Consider the following 19030-nt stretch of genomic DNA (forward strand, 5'->3'; position numbering starts at 1 on the left):
GGGGGTGTGAGTTATGGCTGGTGGTGGCTGGAGCGATTGGGGCGACTGGGCGAATGTGCCAATTGGAGAATGTAGTGAAAATTCAAATCCAATCGAGCATAAAAATGCTGTATTAATGATTGAGGCAACATTATTTGAAAGACTGAGTGGAAGACGTTATATTGAAGTGTACTGGAATGCCGGGGCATGCATTGGCATCTCTAGCGATCCTAATCAAATCCTTACTTCGTGTAATATAGAAATAAACATTACAGTGAGCTGGCCGTTAATAGGGATTCCTCCATTCGATTATCCGCATATATCACATACTTTCGATAACCAGTGTAGCAAATCCCAAACAGATGCTTTTGACGACATCAGTGACACTGCAAGTTACTATGATGTTTCAGTAACACTGGACACAACATGCGACTACATACAAGTACTGGAGTTCCCCCCGATTCTCCTCCCCCAGCGCATTACGGACCAGGTGACCTGTTATTGTAGGATCTACCCTTGAAACACTCCAAAATTATAAAAACCGGTGAATATATGCCCCCTCTGCAGGAAATCGCTTCCCCCCGGATAACCTCATTTTTCCGACAGTTGAAACTGCTCTGCCTTTCTCCTGATAAATTTTTTGCAGAACGTTCAACCAGGCCCGTCAACCTGAAAACTCCGTTCCTGATCGTCTGCGGCCTATTCCTGGTTGAGATCGGCGGCAATTACGATACAATCACCGCGTACACCCGAACGCTGGAGCTCGCCGACCCGTCCGCGTACCCGATCGTATACGTGGGCCTGGCTGCAACGGCTCTCTCACCGTTCCTGGCATGGATATCTTACTCGGCAGTCTTCTACGGGGTATCATACCTGTATAGAGGCCGGGGCACGTTTCTCCGGACGCTGGTCTATGTGGGATACGGATGCGCGCCCCTGATCATCGGCGGCCTCCTCCACCTGGTCCTCTTCCAGTTCGTCTCCCTGCCGGTGCAGGACCATTTCATTCCCGCTCGCGTGGCAGCGCATGCAACCACCGTAGCGCTGATCGATGCAGGAATTGCGATTCCTGTTCTCCTCTGGTGCGGATTCCTCTGGACCGCAGGTATGCGTCACGCACGAAGTCTCTCTGCTCGTCAGGCACTGGTGACGGTCTTCGTTCCCGTGGGGCTGACGATCGGTGCGAAGATCGTATGGCTTCTATGGAAACTGGCATCAGTAGCCGGACTGTATACAGGATTGTGAATATGACAAAATCCAGTATGACCCTGAAAACGATCTGTATCGTCCTGCTGCTGATCGCGTGCATTCTCCCGGCAGCGGCTGCACCCGTTGTTCAACTGACAAACGATTCGGCATTCGATGCGTATCCTTTCTGGTCGCCGGACGGTGCCAGGATCGCCTTCGTCTCATCCGACGGAGTCCATGCCGGCATCCGGGTGATGGAGCGCGACGGCCAAAACCCGGTATCGGTGACGGACGACCGTTCGTGGAATCTCTTCACCGAGTTCGATCCCTGGTCGCCGGACGGGAAGAAACTCCTCTTCCTCTCCGACGACGAAGGAGGGCTCGACCTCTGGACGATGAACCCTGACGGGACCGGGAGGGTGCGCCTGACCGAAGGCGGCCGCATCACCCCCAGTCCGGGGCTCTCCGGCTACGGGGCGGACTGGAGCAGCGATGGGAGGCGGATAGTCTATACCTCCTGCCTCTTTGAGAATGCGGCCATCCAGGAAGGGTCGCCTGCGGTGAACCTCTCGGCCATCCGCACGGAAGCGAATATCTGGATCATGGACGCGGACGGCGGCAACAAAAAACCGCTGATGACCGATGGAGATGCGCGCCTGCCCCTGTGGCAGCCGCACGGGGACAGGATTGCATACCTCTCGGACGGGTCGGGAAACCGGGAGATCTGGGTCATGCAGAGCGACGGAACGGGCAAGGCACAGGTGACGTTCAGCGAGGGGAATGTGTCCGAATATGCCTGGTCCCCGGACAGTACCAGGATCGCCTACGTCGTCGCGGCACCGCCGGAGACGTGGCCGGAGTTCTCTCTCTGGGTTATCAATAGCGACGGATCGGGTTCGGAGCAATTGACAACCGGAAACTGGGACAGATCACCGGTCTGGTCTCCGGACGGTGCCAGGATCGCCTTCCGGTCGGAATCGCGGAACCAGACGCTCTGGGTGATGGAGAGCGACGGCTCCGGCCTCGCACCCCTCGATACTGACAATTCGGCATACATGATGCAGCAGTGGTCTCCCGACGGCACGACGATCGTCGTGAGCGACCTAAACGACCTGTATGCAATCCGGCTCGAAGATCCGGCGGCACCTGCGTCTCCGGGATTTGAGGCGATTTTTGCGGCTGTGGCACTGCTCCTCGTGGTACGTCTGCTCGGACTGCGAAAACAGGAATGAGGGGGAGCGGGAACGTGCCGCATGAAGACGATTTACCGGCGGAGCGCGACGCGTTAACGGGCTGCGCATCTGACGACGCTCGAGCTCCGTTTCTGCCGAAACGTCGCTTATCGCCATCCGCCATCTTCACGCCGCTCACCCCTTCCTCCGCGCTCCCTGCAGCGCCTTTGCATCATTCACAGTCACCACGCGGACCGCGCCGCCCTGGACGTCGCCGCCGGCATCGCCCATCCGATCTTCGATCCAGCCTTCAATCTCCAGATACGCCGCCTGCAGCCCCTTGAGGACGTCCGGGTCGGCATCCCAGAGGCCGCGTTTGTGCCCCTCAAGCAGCCGCCTCCCGATCTCCTCGAGCGCCCAGGGGTTCTCGTCCGCGAAGAACTGCCTCATCTCCGGGTCGAGGACAAACGTGCGGGTGATATCGTCGAAGATACGGTCGTCCACCTCCTGCGTCGTCGCCTCCCACCCATAGACAGTGCCCACCTGCCGGGAGATGTCCCCGGCACCCTTGTAGCCGTGCCGCTTCATCCCCTCGATCCACTTCGGGTTGAGGAGTTTCGCCCTGACGACCCGCCGTACCTCCTCGGCAAGCGTCCTGACCTCCACGCGATCCCGGTCGCGCGTATCGCCGTAATAGGCGGACACGTCCTGCTTCGAGAGAGCCCTCGCGGCTCCGGTCAGCCCGCCGTGCGCCCCGAAGTAGCAGCAGCACCCAAGAAGGTCGTACTCGTCGGTCACCGTCTTGTTGAAGGTGAGGTCGATGGTGGCAAGTTGTGCGGAGAAGGTCTCACGGGACACTTCACCGAAGTTGCTCCGTCCGTAGGCATAACTGTTCCACCGGACAAAGACCTCCGCAAGGTCCGCATCCTCCTTCCAGGCCGATGCATAAACCGCCAGGCTGACGCCGTTGCCATAGGTGCCCGGCCCGCTCCCGAAGATACGGGCCGTCCCGCTCCCCTGGAGGGCGTGCTTCCGCACGAAGTTCATCTCGGGCGGCTCGTCCAGTATGGCGACCTCCCGGATAGCGTCGTCCAGGAGTTCGATACAGGTGTAGAAGCAGTCACGAAGGATCCCGCTCATCCTGACGGTGACGTCGATCCTCGGGCGTCCGAGTTGTTCAAGCGGAATCACGTGGTAGGACCTGACCCTGCCGTCCGTCCAGATTGGCTCGACCCCGATGAGGGAGAAGATCTGCGCAAGCTGCTCGCCGTCGGCCCACATAACATCGGATGCCATCCAGTACATACCGATATTCTCAGGGATCCGCCCGTGCTCGCCGACGTACTTCGCAACGACGCTATCCGCAAGCCGCATCCCGATCCGCCACGCGGCGTGGGTGGGAACCCGGAAGGGGTCAAGCGAGTAGAAGTTCCGCCCGGTGGGGAGCACCTCGGGTTTACCTCGCGTGATCAGCCCGGAGGGACCCGGCGCGATATAGCCCCCCGCGCAACCCGAGAGCAGGCTCCCGATCTCGTCGGAGTCGTCTATCCGCGCTGCAAGATCGAGGACGCCGGCCCGGATCGTTTCGAGTGCTTCCGGATCGCGCCGGACGAGAAGGCCGGAGAGCGCCCGTTCCACCGCCCGGTCGGGGAGATCTCCCTCCAGGAACGCGGCAATCAGGCTCTTTGCCGCGGCTTCGGCGTCCCGCAGCAGGGCATCGTCCGTAACGGAAGCGTCGTGCCCCATCATCCGGAGCACCGCGCCCCTCACCTCGCCGGTATACCGCATGATGGCATGGACGAACTCCACCCGGCGCTCGCCCTCCGGCACCTCCCCGAAGATGTGCATCCCCTCGGGGATCCGGGTATCGGCGATCCGGGTTACAGCGGTATGGGCGGCATCGACCACATCCTCGAACGAAGATCCGTGTTCGCGCAGGGCGCGAAGCCCGATCTCGTCGGCGATGCCGGTCTGCTCCAGGAGTTCGGCGATGGTGTGTTCGAGCGCGTGCGCCCTTGCCCGGTCGACGTCTTTTGCCCGGCGATAGTCCGCGATCTGCTCTTCGAGTTCCTTCAACCCCGCATAGAGGTCGCTCGCGACCATCACCGTCTGCATGTGGTCGACGAGGGTCGCATAGCTCCGCCGCTTGGCGAGCGTTCCCTCCGGCGGGTTGTCGGCATTGTAGATGTAGAGGTGGGGCACGGTCCCGATGGCGATATCGGGAAAACAGGCATCCGAAGGGGCGACCGATTTGCCGGGCAGGAATTCGAAATTCCCGTGCGTGCCGACATGGACGATCACGTCCGCACCGAACGTCTCCTCGATGTAGCGGTAGGTCGCAAGGTATTGGTGGGTCGGCGGAACGCCCGGGTCGTGGAGGATCCGACAGACCTCTCCGTCGCACCGCGGGCCGGCGCACCCGCGCTTGGGCTGGACGCAGACGATCGCGTTCCCGTAACGCACCCCGGTGACGACGATCCTTCCCTCGTGAACCATCGCCGGCGGGACACCGTCCATCTCCTCGCCCGGCGGCCGGCCCCACGCCTCACAGATACGGGTCCGGACATCGGGAGGGAGCGTCTCGAACCAGGCGGCATACTCCCCGGGTTCCACCAGCGCAAGGGCGCCGCCACGGGAGACGATCTCCGCAACCGACGTCCAGCGGAAGTCGCTGATGGCTTTCCGATCCATGATAGTCTCGATCAGGGCTTTTCCACTCTCCGGGCATTCGACCGCATATCCCCGGTCGCGCATCGCTTCGAGGATTCTTGCGACGCTCTCCAGCGTGTCGAGGTGCGCCCCGGCCCCGACCGACGCCTCGACCGAGGCACAGGGCTTGTTGTGGAGGATAAAAGCCACCCGCCTCTCTGCGGCGGGTCTGGACGCAAGATCGACCCACTTCTTGACCCTGCCTACGAACTTCTCCACCCGCTCGGCGATGGGAACGTGCCGCTCGCCCTCCGTGCCCGCCTGGTCGCGGCTCTCCGCGGCACCGAGCGGCACCATCTCGATTACACCGAAAAACTCGGGCATCGCAACGTACCAGGAGACGTCGCTCCCGCGCATCCCCTCGGTATCGGCTCTCCACTCGGCTTCAGTCCGGTGATAGAGAATCAGGGGGTGAAAAACAGGTACGCCGAGTTTCGCGAGCGCCTCGGTGAAGGCATCGGCGTCACGGGGAGGGGTGAACGTTCTTGCGTCGATGAGCGCAGAGATCCGGCCCGCAAAGAAGGTGTCTATCACCTCCCGATCCGACCGCGCCCCGATCTCCTTATCGGACACCCCGAAGCAGAATACCGGGAGAACGTCGTAATTCCTCTCAAGTTCCCGTATCAGGGCATCCTCGACGGCCAGATCCCCGTTCACCCAGTGCGTCCGGGAAAAAAGGATGCCGACGCGGATGCGGTGCCGGGACGGATACCAGGCGAGGTACACGTCCGGGTCGTCGAAGACCGCACCGACGTCCGGGTGATAGATCCCCTCCCAGCGAGTCTTATGCGGCGGGTCGTAGACGACGTCCGCCCCAACCACCTCCGCCTGGACGTACCGGATCAGGTTCCCGATGTTCAGAGGTCCGCCATAGAGGAAGTAGGTGCTCACCGTGGAGACGACGGCAAGCGGGACGGTCGAGGCCGACCAGGAGGCGTCGGTGTAGCCGAACGCTATCACCGGAATGCCCTCCGCGAGACCGCCCAGGATCTCGTCCCAGACGGGGTCGTGCGACGGATGGACTAAAACGACGTCCGATCCGTTGCACGACTCGATGCACCTCTCCCGCTTCTCTGAATCGTCCGTCAGTTCATGGAACTGCCACGCGGCAAGGTCGATCCCCATCTCCCGCGCTACACTGGAAAACTGCAGCAGTTCGCTGCCCCAGGCTACGATTGTTACTCTCATAGGATCTCCGCCAGATTATCATTCTCCAACGGCCGGAGGGGGACCACGTACGGAACCCCCATCTCGTCCTTCACGACCGCCTCGATTCCATAGACTGCGCGCATCATTCCCCCGGTCAGGAGAGAAGACGGCGCCCCCTGCCCGAGCACCCGCCCCTCCTTCAGCATCATGATCCGGTGACAGTAGCGGGCGGCAAGGTTCAGGTCATGGATCGCCGCCACCACTGCAAGCCGGTGTTCTTCCGCAAGCCGGGCGAGGAGGGCCATCACCTCGATCTGGTTGCGCATATCAAGCGCGCTCGTCGGTTCGTCGAGGAGGAGGAGCCGGGCGTCCTGCGCGAGCGCCCGCGCGATCAGCACCCGCTGCCGCTCCCCTCCCGAGAGGCGGTCGACCCTGCGGGACGCAAAGCCGCCGATATCGAGGAGGGCAAGCGCCTCCGAGACCTTCCATTTATCCTCCTCGGAGACGCTCCACCGCAGGTGCGGCCGCCTGCCCATCAGGATGGTCTCAAAGACCGTCGCAGAACTGGAGATGCCGCCGTTCTGCGGAACATAAGCAATAGTCCGCGCGATCTCCGTCCGGCTCATCGAGGAAAGGTCGCGCCCGTCGAGACGGAGGTCTCCTTCCGGGTCGAGGATCCGGTCCAGGCACCGGATCAGCGTCGTCTTCCCGGACCCGTTCGGCCCGACGAGCCCGAGGACTTCCCCCCTATCGAGTGAGAACGAGACGTCCGCAAGCGCCTGCCGATCGCGGTACGAGAACGAGAGTCCGCGCGCGCAGAGCAGGGGCGCCATCAGACATCCCTCCTGCGCATGAAGAGGTAGAGGAAGAACGGGATGCCGAGGAACGCCGTCATGATCCCGACCGGGATGATCGCCCCGGCGATTGCCGTGCGGGCGAGGCAGTCGGCGCCGAGGAGGAGAACAGCTCCCACGAGCCCGGATGCGGGGATGAGGGTCCGATAGTCGGCCCCGATCGCCATCCGGGTGATATGGGGCGCGACCAACCCGATGAACCCTATAGTGCCGGTGAAGCAGATGATCACCGCCGTCACGAGGGATGCGGCAAGCATGAACCCGGCCATGGACCGCTCCACCGGCACGCCGAGGCTTTTGGCCACCTCGTCACCTTCGGCGAGGGCGTTGAGGTCCCACGCGCGCCAGAGGAGGGGCGGGACGACGGCAGCGACGACGACCGCCACGATCGCCAGTTTCGGCCAGGACGACTTGTCCAGGGACCCGAACATCCAGAAGACGACCTCCTGCACCTTCTCGGAGGTCCCCAGGTACTGGAGGAACGAGGTGATAGCCGAGAAGAGGTACATGAGTGCGATCCCGGCGAGGATCATCGTCTCGCTCCCCAGGCCCTTCAGGCGGGCCATGCCGTAGATGGCGCCCGCGGCGAGCATGGCGAAGAGAAAGGCGTTGCCGATGACGAGGTAGCCGGAGAGGAAACCGGCCCCGAGGATGATGGCGATCGAGGCGCCGCACGAGGCGGCGGAGGCGATCCCGAGCGTGAAGGGGCTCGCGAGCGGGTTTCTGAGGACCCCCTGCATCACCGTGCCGGCGATCGCAAGACCGAACCCCGCCACGATCGCGAAGAGCACGCGATGCAGCCGCCAGCCCCAGACGATCCCGACGGCGTTGGACTCGACCATCCGGTCCGGCAGGTCGACCACTCCGGGGAAGAGCCCGGCGAGGATGGCGAGGTAGGAGTCGGCGACCGGGAGGTCCGCCGATCCGAGGGTCACGGCGACCCCGACAAGCGCTACAAGGATCAGAATGAGGCCTGCGATGAAGAGCGCCCTCTTCTCCGTGAGCTTTTCGTACTCCAGTCTGCCGAAGTCGGTCATCATGCCGGGTACACAAACGTCCCGTGTTTATCGAGGTCGTAGTCGAGTCGCTGGAACTCCTCCAGGTACTGCCGGTGAATGGCGCGGGGGTCGAGATCGGGGAAGAGGTCCGGGTAGAACCATTTTGCCATGTATGCGACGCCGATGAAGTACTCGGGCCCTCCGATGACGTCGGAGTGGATGACGTGCACCCGCCCGTCCCTGACCGCGCCTATCCGGTCCCAGACCGGGCGGCTCTCGATCGTGCGGCAGACCTCTTCGAAGGGTGCCGGGTCGTCGCCGCCGTAACCCCCGAAGACCAGTTCGCCGGCGCCCACGATCTTGACGATGACGTCGGGGTTCCTGCTGATGACTGCCTCGGGGTCGACCACCGGGTACTCGACCGTGGTGTCGGCGAAGATGTTCCGGCCGCCGGCAAGTTCGATCTTCTCGTCGTAGCCCGAGCCCTTGCCGGCACTCTTGTAGTCGTTCCAGCTCTCAAGGTAGACCGGCACCCGGTCGTCGGCCGGTATCGAGGCTATGCGTCCGGCCACGGTATTCATCACGCTCCCGTGGAACGCGAGGAACCGTTCGGTTTCCTCTTCTGTCCCGAGGAGAGCCCCCATCTTCCGTGCCTCGTCGGCGTAGACCGCCGGCCGGTAGCTGTCGAACCGGAAGAAGCGGATAGTGGGGTCGATGGACAAAAGCGTCTCTTCAATCTCGTCGCAGGACGACTGCGAGATGGTGGCGTAGAGGAAGACCGCGTCGGGGCGGACCGCGGCCGCCTGCTCGTAGTCGGGTGACCAGACCGATCCGAGGTTCGCCGTCCCGCGGTACTCGGGGAAGTAGGTCGGGTCCTCGAGGGTGTACTTGCTCACGCCCACGACCCGGTCGGGCTCCACGCCGATCGACCGCATCATCTCGAGGGTGTCGCTGTTGAAGAGCGCGATCCTCCTGAGCGGACGGGTGAGCGTCGTCGCCCGCCCTGATGTATCGGTTATCTTGAGCGCCCGGCCGTCCCAGTGCTCATAGACGAACGCTGCGTCCCGGAGGTCGACGGGCGACGGGGCTGCCGCCGTTCCGCCCATGAACCGGACGTCCAGGGAGTCAAGGATTGCCGTCGCGAGTTCCGGCGCCGTCAGGGTATCGTCGCCGTCACGGTCGCACGGGACCCCCTGCGCCATCCCTGCGAGGAGGCAGAGAGAGCAGGCGAGCAGGAGCAGGCGCCGGGTCACCGGCCGCACCTCCACCGGTATGCCGCAGCAAGCGCGACGATCGCGGCTGCACACCCGAAACCGGGTGTGCCGGGCGCCGTCGCAGCGCCAGGTCCGGGGTTCCGGGGCTCGCCGGCCCCCACGGTACCCGACTCACCGGTCAGCAGGTCTTCCCATGTGCCGGCGAACGCTTCCGCGGCGTCCGGCGGCCCCTGGACCCGGTAACGGATCGTCTCTTCGCCGATGACGGCGAAGGCGACCTGCTGCCCGGAGACCCGGGTGCGGTTCTCCGGGTGGTCCGCCTCCGTCCACGTGCAGCCGTCGGGGAGTGTCTCGACGATGCCCCCGACGGGGATGTCCGTCAGCGTGAGGGTTATATCAAGACCGTTCCCTGAGGGCGTGACGATTCTCTCGATGCTCCCGGCCGCTGCGGGGGCCGCGAGCACAAAGACCAGGATGCACAGGAGTACTGCTCTCTTCGGTAGCATTGCAGGGATTTTTATCGTGTGGTGGTAAATATGTTTTTATTTGTGTTACTTATTCGAAGGTATTGAGAAATTAAACCAAAGGAGTGTGAACAAACCAATATAAATTGTGAATTCCCGCGGGGCTCTCCAGGAGCGTTGACAGAGGCCTGTCTCCACCGCGGGTGTTCGAGGTTGCCCTGAGACCTGGACCAGGAGGGGAGATCCAACAGAATGGCGGGCGGCACCTCCCGGTCCCGAACTCGAATCGCACATGAGTCCGGGAGCGGATGTCAAGCAGAACACACAAACCGGCCATAGGATGCGACCTCAGGCTTCACCGGTGAGATCGGTGCGCCGGATGCAGGGATCGGACCCGGTTTTCCCCCGGGCCTGTCCCGGTACACCGGGCCGTGGTGGGTATCATGTGGAGGTCCGACCCCCCTAAGGACGACAGACGCCGGGAAGCTGTGCCCGGGAGCGCGAACGTTCCAGGCTCCGGCTCCGATATGGTTCATACAAAATTCAAGGACGCTAACGAACGCCGGCCAGAGCGCCAGGGGATCGGGGCTTTCAAACCATCTGGCCCCATATTTCCGGGGAAGAGAGAATTTTCGCCCCTTATTGTTCACAAAAAAATAAAAAGTCTTAATACTGAGTGATACTATCTGATGAATAGTATGAACATATTCCGAAATATCTCTTGGTTATGTGTACTTATCGCACTTGTCTTCATCACAGCACCAGTTTCAGCAATCTACGACTTCGAAGGCATCCCGCTCCGCGAGGCGGCCCAGGGCGAGGTGCAGGGAGACGTGCTCACCTTCGGGACCTACGGGCTCACCGCCCCCCCTATCGAATGCACATTCTCACTCCCGGCAAAACCAGTCTGGGCGCGGGTCTACACGGGCATCTGGGGCGGCACCGAGCGCTACACCGGGTGGGAGGAGATCAGCGTCAACAACGGTGTCCCGGCCCGCCGGGATCTCTTCGGGAAAGACGACCGGAATGAGGAGACCTACGTCTCAGGGTACGGCGTCTACTGGGTCGCACACGACTGCACCGACCAGCTCCGGGGCGGCAAGAACACCATCAAACTGACGACCAGCAGGGGCCAGCCCGAGAGCAGGATCGACGGGCGCTCCTACGGCATCTTCGTTGTGGCCGTCGTCGAGGACGCCGCGAAACCGGTCACCCGGTACTGGATCGCCGAAGGAAACGAGAACCTCCACGGCGAGGGGTGGGCCGGCACAAACCCCACGCGCCACGACACGTGCGAGATAACCTTTGAGAAGGCACCTCTGGCAGAGAACGCCGCCGCCGACCTGACCGTGGTCCTCCTTGCCTCGACAAAGGGGCAGCCGGATTACGTCCTCTTCAACGGCGAAGACCTGGGCGTCCCGGTGACCGACCTCTCGCTCTATCCCGAAGGTGCGCGGGACATCGGGAACGAATGCATCGGCGACGCGACCAGCGGTGCCGGGGTCGAGGCTCGCTACGTCGATGTCGAGACGTTCGATCTCGGCCGCCTCCTGAAGGATACTAACCACGTTGTCTTCGAGCGGGGAAGAGACCTCGACGGCGACGGTGAGATCAGCACCACCGGGTCAAAGCCCGAGGGTGAGGACTACATCCACCCCTGCTCCGTCATCCTCACCGTGCGACGGCCCGGCGCCTCGCCCGCGCCCGACTTCTCTGTCGACGCGCCTGTGGCGACGGGAGCCTACGCCGGCGAAGAAGCAACCATTCAGGCGACGGTGAGGAACCACGGCGCACGGCCCGACGGGAAGATCGCGGTGGTCTTCTCGGTCGACGGAAGAGCCGTCAGGACGGTGGAGGTCGAACCGGCAAGGTCCGGGGTCCAGCAGGTCGAGACCGGCGTCACTCTCGCCGAGGGGCGGCACACAATCTCGGTCCGGGTCGATGCCACCGGTGACGTCGATCCGGCGGATAACGAGGCGTCGGTGGAGTTGACGGTCGGCACGGTCCCCGACCTCTCCGTCGCCATCGGGGCACCGGTCAGGGCCGGGGCTGAGGCGCATGCCGCATCGCCGCAACAGTCCCCCGCACCGCTCGTTGCCCTGGTTGCAGGGCTCTCTCTCGCCGCGCTCCTTGCCGCGATGCGCCCGCCCGGCGGGAAGATAACGGTCGTCCTGGTCGCGGGCGCGGTCATCGTCGCCGCATGCCCGCTGGTGGCGCCGCCGGCGGCCGCCGCAGGGTTTTCCGACTACACCATCCCGATCACGGTCAGGAACGGCGGGGGGAGCGACGTCGGCGCCTTCGACCTTGCCATCTACCTTGACGGCGATAAGGCGGCGGTAAAGCACGTCGACGGGATCGGCGCCGGGGCAACGGTCACGATCGACGTCCCGCTCTACACGACGCCCGGGAAGCACCGGCTCAGGGTGGTCGCGGACGAGAAGGGCGCGATCAAAGACTCAAACCGGGCAAACAACATAGCGGAGGGCGAGTATGTCTTCCCGTAGGACTGTTGCTGCCGGGCTGATCATCGTCCTCGGACTTCTTCTGGCAGTGCCCGCGGCAGCCACCTATGCCGGGGATAAACCGCTCTCGACCGTGTTTCACGACGAGTTCCGGGGGGGGTACGTCTATACGGTTGGGAACAGCACCTACAGCGGTGCGCTCAACCCCGGGGACCGGTATGCGGTCTCGTTCGACCTCGACCTCCCAGAGGATGCAACCATCCGGTACCAGCGCCTCTACGTCTACTGGGCCTGGAGCAAGCTCGACCAGAAGGCGATCTATCCGGCGCTCTCGCTCATCCGTACGGATGCGAGTGAGCATTTCACGGAGGCCGCCCGCTACGCGGATTCCAAGGGGTTCGTCAGCAAGAACGACTTCTTCTCCGGGATGGACGTATTCACGACGATGGATCTCGCCCGGGGGAAGAACTCCTTTACCGTCATCCTCGAGAACAACGCCACCGACAACCGAACCTTTGTCGTCCAGGGGATCGGGCTGCTCGCCGTCTACGAGAGCCCGGGATCGCCAGAGGCGATCGCCTGGGTGAGCGAGGGGGCCGACCTCATCTACAGCAGTTACGGGATCACCCCTGCCATGGCGTCAAGCAGGATCGATTTTCCCGGGACGATCAGCCGGTCCGGTCTTGCGTCCGCCGAGCTCTTCCTCGTCGCCCCTTCGGGCGGCTATACCCGGGAGAACATCCCCGTGATCAACCGGCTCTTCTTCAACCGCGAAGGGACGAGCAGCATGCCCTCGTTCTTTGAAGCGATCCTCTCGGCGATATTCCCGGGATCGAACGGGAAGGAGTGGGTGAACGTCTTTGACTCCGACGAGACGAAACAGGTCGGGATCGACCGGCGGGACGTACTGCCCTATCTGCGGTCCGATAAGAATTTTGCGCAGGTCCAGGACGAGAAAGACTACCTTGTCCTGTCGAACGCCGTTCTCTGGGCCGAACGGAGGTAAGAAGATGGAGACGATCATTGAAGCAATGCACTTGAACAAGGCATATAACGACCAGGTGACTGCTCTTTTGGACGTGAACTTCGCCATCGGGAAGGGCGAGTTCGTCGCCCTCCTCGGGAGGAGCGGCAGCGGGAAGAGCACGCTCCTGAACATACTCGGCGGCCTTGACGCCCCGACGTCGGGAGAGATCCGCATCGACGGTAAATGCATCGATTTCAGTGACCGAAAGGCGCTCATCGCTCTCCGGAGAGGGTCTATCGGGTTTATCTTCCAGAGTTTCAACCTCATCCCGGCGCTGACGGCGCAGGAGAACGTGGAGTACCCCCTCCTCTTCAATTATCACGAGAAGGCCGCGAGGAGAGAGCGGGCCGCCGATCTCCTTGCGACCGTCGGTCTCGCGGACCGGGCGCACCACTACCCGAGGGAGATGAGCGGCGGCGAGCAGCAGCGGGTGGCGATCGCCCGCGCCCTCGTCGGAGACCCCCTCATCGTCCTGGCCGACGAACCGACGGGGAACCTCGACTCAAGGACACGCGACGAGATCTTTGACCTGATGCGGCGGGTAAACCGGGAACGGGAGACGACGTTTCTGATCGTCACCCATGAGCGCGAACTCGGGAAGCGGACGGACCGTACCATCGAACTCCTTGACGGGAGCGTGGTATCGTGATCGTCGGAAGGCTGATCGATTATCTGATGGCCGCGGCCCACCAGGTCGCGCGGAAACGGATGCGTGTCTTCCTCACCGCCCTCGGCATCGCTATCGGGGTTGCGGCGGTCGTCGGGACCGTCTCCCTGGGCGAAGGCATCCGCTACCAGGCGGTGGAGGCGATCAAGGAGCAGTCCGACCTCACGCTCATCGAGGCGACCGCGGATATCCGCGGAGGCGCGATCCAGCTCATCACGCCGGCAAAGATCGACGAACTCGCCGCCATCCAGCACGTCGAGGCTTCTTCGGCGGTGGTCAGGGAAGCGTACACCACGAAACGGCAGACCTACCTCGAGGTCGTGGGGATCGATCCCGGCGGGATCGAGGGCGTGATCCGGCCGAAGTTCCTGAGAGGCGGCCCCCTCGAGCCCGGCTCCCGGCAGGCGGTGCTCGGGCACGACGTCGCCGAGACGCTCCAGCGCTACGAGGGTGTCCGGCTCGGCGATACTGTCCCGATCCTGATCCGGCGCTACGACGAGGACGGCATGCCGGTCGACGAAGAGGTGGGTTTCACCCTTGTCGGCGTACTCCAGGAGCGGGACGACGCGTTCGACCAGGTGATGCTGATCGACCGCGGGGTCGCGCAGGAGTTGCGCGGCGGCGAAGCGGCGTTCGACGGCGTCCTGATCAGGGTCGATCACCCCGACGCGGTCTTTGGTGTGGTGGACGGCATCAAGGGGCTCGGCCTCACCGCACGGGGCGCGTTCCAGCAGATCGAGTCGGTGAACCGATTGATGGACGTTGTCGTCCTCATCCTGGCGTTCTTTGCCGGGGTCGCCCTGATCGTGGGGGCGCTGATGATCGTCAACACAATGGTTACGTCGGTCTTCGAGCGGACGCGGGAGATCGGGATCACCATGGCCATCGGGGCCTCCCCTGCCGACGTCGTCTACCTCGTCCTTGCCGAGTGCCTCTACATCGGGTTGATCGGGGGTGTGATCGGCGATCTCCTGGGCGTCGCGTTCTCGGGCGCGATCAACACCTTCGGCAAGCCGTTCATCGTCGCCCAGCTCGGCGATACGTTCTCCACGTTCGCAGACGCCGAGATTACCCTGATCACGCCCGGGCTCCTCGTGCTCGGGATGGCGATCGCGATCGCCCTTTCCCTGGTATCGGGCCTCTATCCGGCGTTGAAAGCATCTCATCTCAACCCGGTGACGGCGATACGGACGGGGGTGTGAAAGTATGAGAAGAAGATCAGTAACTTCAGGAATTATCCTCTCTCTTGCCCTGTTGCTGGCCCTCGTGCCTGCACCTGCGGCGGCTGACCAGTATGTGGGCGGCATCCCGCTTGAGACAGTGGAAAGCGGCGTCGTCTCCGGCGGGCTGTGGCATGACTCGTTCGTGGGGGTCGGGCAGGAGCATGAGGTCACGAAGACCTACTCACTTCCTTCCTACTCGAAGATCAAGTGGGCGCGCCTCTACGTCGCTGTCTACTGCGGCCACATGCAGAACAACTACGAGCACCGGGCGACCGTGAAGTTCAATGGCGGGTCGGGGATGCAGACGCTCGGCGTGGAGGAACTCCGGAAGTCGTACTCCTTCCCGGCTAATGGCGGGGACGGGCCGGTCTGGGTGAATGACCACTGCAACCGGGTGACGAGCGACTACTGGATGTGGTACGACGTGACCAACCGTATCACCGGCAGGAATGCGGTCACCCAGGTGAAGACGGAGCAGCCGGAAGGTTATACGGGCACCTTTGACGGGAGGATCAAACTCGTCACGCTTGTCGTCGCCTACGACGACGGCGACGGCGACGAAGTATACTACTGGGTGAACCAGGGCCACGACGTCCACTCCTACTACGTCGACGAGTACCTCGGCGAGACCTACACGGGCGAGACGGTCTTCGATACCGAGGAACTCCCTGAAGACGACGAGCGCGTCCCCGCCGCCGAGTTTTCGGCCGTCTACCTGGCAAGCCAGGTCGGCGAATTCTCGTTCAACACAGAACTGCTCGATGCCAACGACCCGCAGGGCGCCTACTCGGGGTACCAGACGTGGGACGTTTCGGATCTCCTGGAACCCGGGACGACGAGTACCCTCACCTACACCCGCGACCTCAGCGTCAGCGGGAGCGGCGGAGGGTTCCTGGGGGCGTTCTTCAAGATCCCGCTTGCCCTCCTCTCGGTCCGCTACCCCGAAGAGGAGGTCGGGTCGATCCGGGTGACCTCGGTGCCCGCCGGCGCGGCGATCTACCTGGACGACGAGGCGACCCAGTGGACGACGAACACGACGATCCCCGGCATCCCTGCCGGCGACCACTCAGTCAGGGTCGAACTGGACCGCTACCGGGTGCCCGACGACCGGTGGGTCACGGTGACCAGAGGCGCGAACGCCACGGTCCACTTCAACCTCGAACCGATAACGGGCAGCATCGAGGTGACGAGCGAGCCGCCCGGGGCCTGGGTCTACCTCAACGGGGTGAACAGGTCGGTCGTAACCCCGGCGACGCTGGAGAACCTGGTCATCGGCGACTACACGGTCGAGGTGAGGGCGGAGGGCTACGAAGACTACCGGACGGTTACGGTCAACGACGGCGAGACCACCTCCGTTAACTTCGACCTCACGACGTCCGGGGATGGGTCCGGCGGTTCCGACGGCGGAGGGATCCCCGACTACGGCTACACCGGGAAGAACCTGGACGTAGCCGTCTCAGGAACCGTCCACGGGAACCTGACCTACTACGAGTTCAGCAGTTACACCGGGCTCATCCACGCCGGTGAGGGCAAGGAGTTTACGATCAATGTGCCCCCACCCAAGAACGGCACGGTAGGGTATGCACGGCTGTATATCTATACCACCTGGGGGCACGACGAGAAGAGGAAAGAGGGCACCCCGGTCAGGATCGGTCTCGCAGTCGACGGAGCGAATATCGCGGCCGATAAGGTCTACAACGACCGGAAGGACGAGGGGATCTATAATTATCTTCTCGAGACCCACGCGTTCAACGTCACCGGCATCAAGGGCGGCGTCGCCGGAGAGCACATCGTGACGGTGACAAACGACGGGAGGAAGGACGACGTCTTTGCGGCCTACGGCGTCGGCCTCCTGGTCGTCACCGAAGATCCTGCCGAACCGGAGATGACCTACTGGATCGCGGAGGGATCGGATACGCTCTATGCCAACCCGGACTTCGGCACGACGTCTGAAGACTGTATCACGACAGCGATCTTCAACGAGTCTATCGACCTCTCCGGAGCCGGTGAGGCGCGTCTCATCCTGGTAACCACAGCAGGTTCGGGGATGGACGACGACGAGCACCGGATCTTCTTCAACAGCGGTGAGTGGTTCAACCTGCTCACTGCTGGCTCTTCAGCGATCAGCGTGGCCGACCTGGACGCGAGACCGTACCTCCGGCAGTCAGGGAACGAGGCGGGGATCCAGAGCCTCATCACCACGACGAAGGGGGATTATATGGAGAACCGCGCCGTCATCCTCGTCGTCAGGAAGGGCATCCCGCCGGCGGGCTACGAGGCGAACGCTACGCCCACGGCGAGCACTCCCGGGACGCCGACGACATCGTCCGGCAGCACCGGATCGCGGTTCACCTTCAACTCGACGAACGGGCGGATCGAGGCCACGCGCATCGTCGCCGACGGCGGGGCCGTTCAACTCTATATACCCGAGGGAGCGGTGATCACCGAAGGCTCCGGGAACCTCGTCCAGACGATAACGTTACAGAGGCTTCCGCCCGGCGGTGCCGGGGGTGCCGACCCGGCCTACGAGATCGCCAGCGAGGATATGGTGAGCGACATTCCGCTCGGGCTGGTCGTCTCCGTGAACAGATCGGGAGGCGCGATCGTCAGGTACGACCGCGCTTCGGGCACCTGGGAGACCCTGGAGACCACGGCAGATGCAACGGGTGGCAGCGTCTCGGCAAAGATCTGGCAGGGGGGCGTCTATGCGGTCCGGTACGGCGAGGCCGGCGGAGACGCTCCGATCGGAGGGGTGCTCAACCTGCTGTTCGATGTTGTTTCGGCGATCTTTTCGCTGTTCGGCTTCACCCCCGCCGCTGAGGAGCCGGCGCCGCCGGCGGAGCCCGCGCCTGATCCCGGATTGGCCCGGGCCGAGCCCGCACCCACGGCGCCGGCGGCGCCGGCCGTCGATATCACCACGATGTGGTTCGGCCTCTCGGTGCTCTCCGACCCCCCGGGTGCGCTCATCGACCTCGACGGGGAGTACACCGGCAGGACGACACCGGCCGCCTTTGCATCGCTTTCGGGCGGCAACCATACCGTCCGGGTGCGCATGGACGGCGCCGAGCCGGCGGAACGGACAATCCTGCTCGACCACGACGATGAGGTCGTTGTCGAGATTCCGGGTCTCGCTTCCCCCGGCCTGCTCCGGACCTGGGAGCAGAACCATTACGGCGGCGTCTACGTCGACTCGTTCCCGGAGGGGGCGGAGATCCTCGTCGACGGCCGCAAGGTGAACCGGAAGACTCCCGACATCGTCTACGGGCTCAAGGAGGGGCTGCACACCATCAAGGTGAAGAAAGAGGGGATCACGTTCAGCTCCGATAAAGAGCGGATCTGGATCGAGAAAAACGCCATAGCCCGGGTGACGTTCACCAGCGGCAACGCGGAACTGACACGGTCGCTCACGTTTGAGTCGGAGGACTACGCGCAGAAACCCTTCTCGATCAACGGCAGGTACCTAAGCGACCGGTTCCCGAAGAAGGTCGAGGTCAGTGGGATCGGGGGGTCGTATATCACCATCTATGACGGCGAGAGTTACCGGAGTTACCGGATACCCGCCGCCGTCGAGTCGAACGACACCGTGAGCGCCGTCTTCTCGGATGCACCCTGCAGTCTCCTCGTGACGTCGGTGCCGGCAGGGGCAACGATATCGGTCGACGGGTTCCAGACCGGGTCTGCCACGCCGTATGTCGTTACCAACATATCGGAAGGGAAGCATCTGATCTCGGTCTCAAAGCCGGGGTATATCCCGGCAGAACGGGAGGTCCTGCTGACGGACCACGGCAAGGACGCCACGGTGAAGTTTACTCTCGACCCCTATACCTGGGGATCGCTTGAGGTCTCAAGCACCCCGGCGGGCGCCAGGATCTACCTCTACAGCCGGGATACCGGCGAAGTGACGCCCCACACCTTCCACTACCT

General features: G+C 63.2%; 13 protein-coding genes. 8 read left to right on the forward strand and 5 right to left on the reverse strand.

Annotated elements, in window-relative coordinates:
- The first annotated feature begins 13 nt into the window (after positions 1-13).
- From PLN84_RS09745 to PLN84_RS09755, 3 genes are all read left to right on the forward strand, one after another.
- Positions 14-499: a hypothetical protein gene (locus tag PLN84_RS09745; protein WP_348532034.1), complete on the forward strand. Its 486-nt coding sequence runs from the start codon at positions 14-16 to the stop codon at positions 497-499.
- Between the two features lie 86 nt (positions 500-585).
- Entirely contained in the window at positions 586-1224 is a 639-nt protein-coding gene (locus tag PLN84_RS09750; protein ID WP_292384996.1) for a Yip1 family protein, read from the forward strand.
- Between the two features lie 2 nt (positions 1225-1226).
- On the forward strand, positions 1227-2399 hold the full coding sequence (locus tag PLN84_RS09755) for a PGF-CTERM sorting domain-containing protein (RefSeq protein ID WP_348532035.1): 1173 nt from the start codon (positions 1227-1229) through the stop codon (positions 2397-2399).
- A gap of 135 nt (positions 2400-2534) precedes the next feature.
- Here the strand turns inward: PLN84_RS09755 and cobN are convergent, their stop codons facing one another.
- The 5 genes from cobN to PLN84_RS09780 are packed head-to-tail and all read right to left on the reverse strand — an operon-like array spanning position 2535 to position 9769.
- Positions 2535-6236: a cobaltochelatase subunit CobN gene (gene cobN, locus PLN84_RS09760; RefSeq protein ID WP_292384999.1), complete on the reverse strand. Its 3702-nt coding sequence runs from the start codon at positions 6234-6236 to the stop codon at positions 2535-2537.
- On the reverse strand, positions 6233-7030 hold the full coding sequence (locus PLN84_RS09765; protein WP_292385001.1) for an ABC transporter ATP-binding protein: 798 nt from the start codon (positions 7028-7030) through the stop codon (positions 6233-6235). The genes cobN and PLN84_RS09765 overlap by 4 nt, the downstream gene beginning before the upstream one ends.
- Complete coding sequence (locus PLN84_RS09770) at positions 7030-8091, reverse strand: iron ABC transporter permease (RefSeq protein ID WP_292385003.1); 1062 nt, start codon at positions 8089-8091, stop codon at positions 7030-7032. The genes PLN84_RS09765 and PLN84_RS09770 overlap by 1 nt, the downstream gene beginning before the upstream one ends.
- Positions 8088-9302: an ABC transporter substrate-binding protein gene (locus PLN84_RS09775; RefSeq protein ID WP_292385005.1), complete on the reverse strand. Its 1215-nt coding sequence runs from the start codon at positions 9300-9302 to the stop codon at positions 8088-8090. Before PLN84_RS09775 ends, PLN84_RS09770 begins: the two co-directional genes overlap by 4 nt.
- Positions 9299-9769 (reverse strand): PGF-CTERM sorting domain-containing protein, encoded by a 471-nt coding sequence (locus PLN84_RS09780; protein WP_292385006.1) that lies wholly within the window; start codon positions 9767-9769, stop codon positions 9299-9301. Before PLN84_RS09780 ends, PLN84_RS09775 begins: the two co-directional genes overlap by 4 nt.
- Positions 9770-10425: 656 nt before the next feature.
- Between PLN84_RS09780 and PLN84_RS09785 the strand changes: the two genes are divergently transcribed.
- The 5 genes from PLN84_RS09785 to PLN84_RS09805 form a co-directional block, all read left to right on the forward strand.
- The gene (locus tag PLN84_RS09785; RefSeq protein ID WP_292385008.1) at positions 10426-12231 is read left to right on the forward strand and encodes a DUF3344 domain-containing protein; all 1806 of its coding nucleotides are present in this window, start codon (positions 10426-10428) and stop codon (positions 12229-12231) included.
- Entirely contained in the window at positions 12218-13195 is a 978-nt protein-coding gene (locus PLN84_RS09790) for a DUF3344 domain-containing protein (protein ID WP_292385010.1), read from the forward strand. Before PLN84_RS09785 ends, PLN84_RS09790 begins: the two co-directional genes overlap by 14 nt.
- A gap of 4 nt (positions 13196-13199) precedes the next feature.
- Complete coding sequence (locus tag PLN84_RS09795; RefSeq protein ID WP_348532036.1) at positions 13200-13865, forward strand: ABC transporter ATP-binding protein; 666 nt, start codon at positions 13200-13202, stop codon at positions 13863-13865.
- The gene (locus PLN84_RS09800) at positions 13862-15085 is read left to right on the forward strand and encodes an ABC transporter permease (RefSeq protein ID WP_348532037.1); all 1224 of its coding nucleotides are present in this window, start codon (positions 13862-13864) and stop codon (positions 15083-15085) included. Before PLN84_RS09795 ends, PLN84_RS09800 begins: the two co-directional genes overlap by 4 nt.
- Positions 15086-15089: 4 nt before the next feature.
- Positions 15090-19030: DUF3344 domain-containing protein (locus PLN84_RS09805; protein WP_348532038.1), on the forward strand; the 3941-nt coding region annotated here is incomplete at its 3' end.

It is taken from the genome of Methanoculleus sp. (genome assembly GCF_035363275.1).
Lineage (GTDB): Archaea > Halobacteriota > Methanomicrobia > Methanomicrobiales > Methanoculleaceae > Methanoculleus.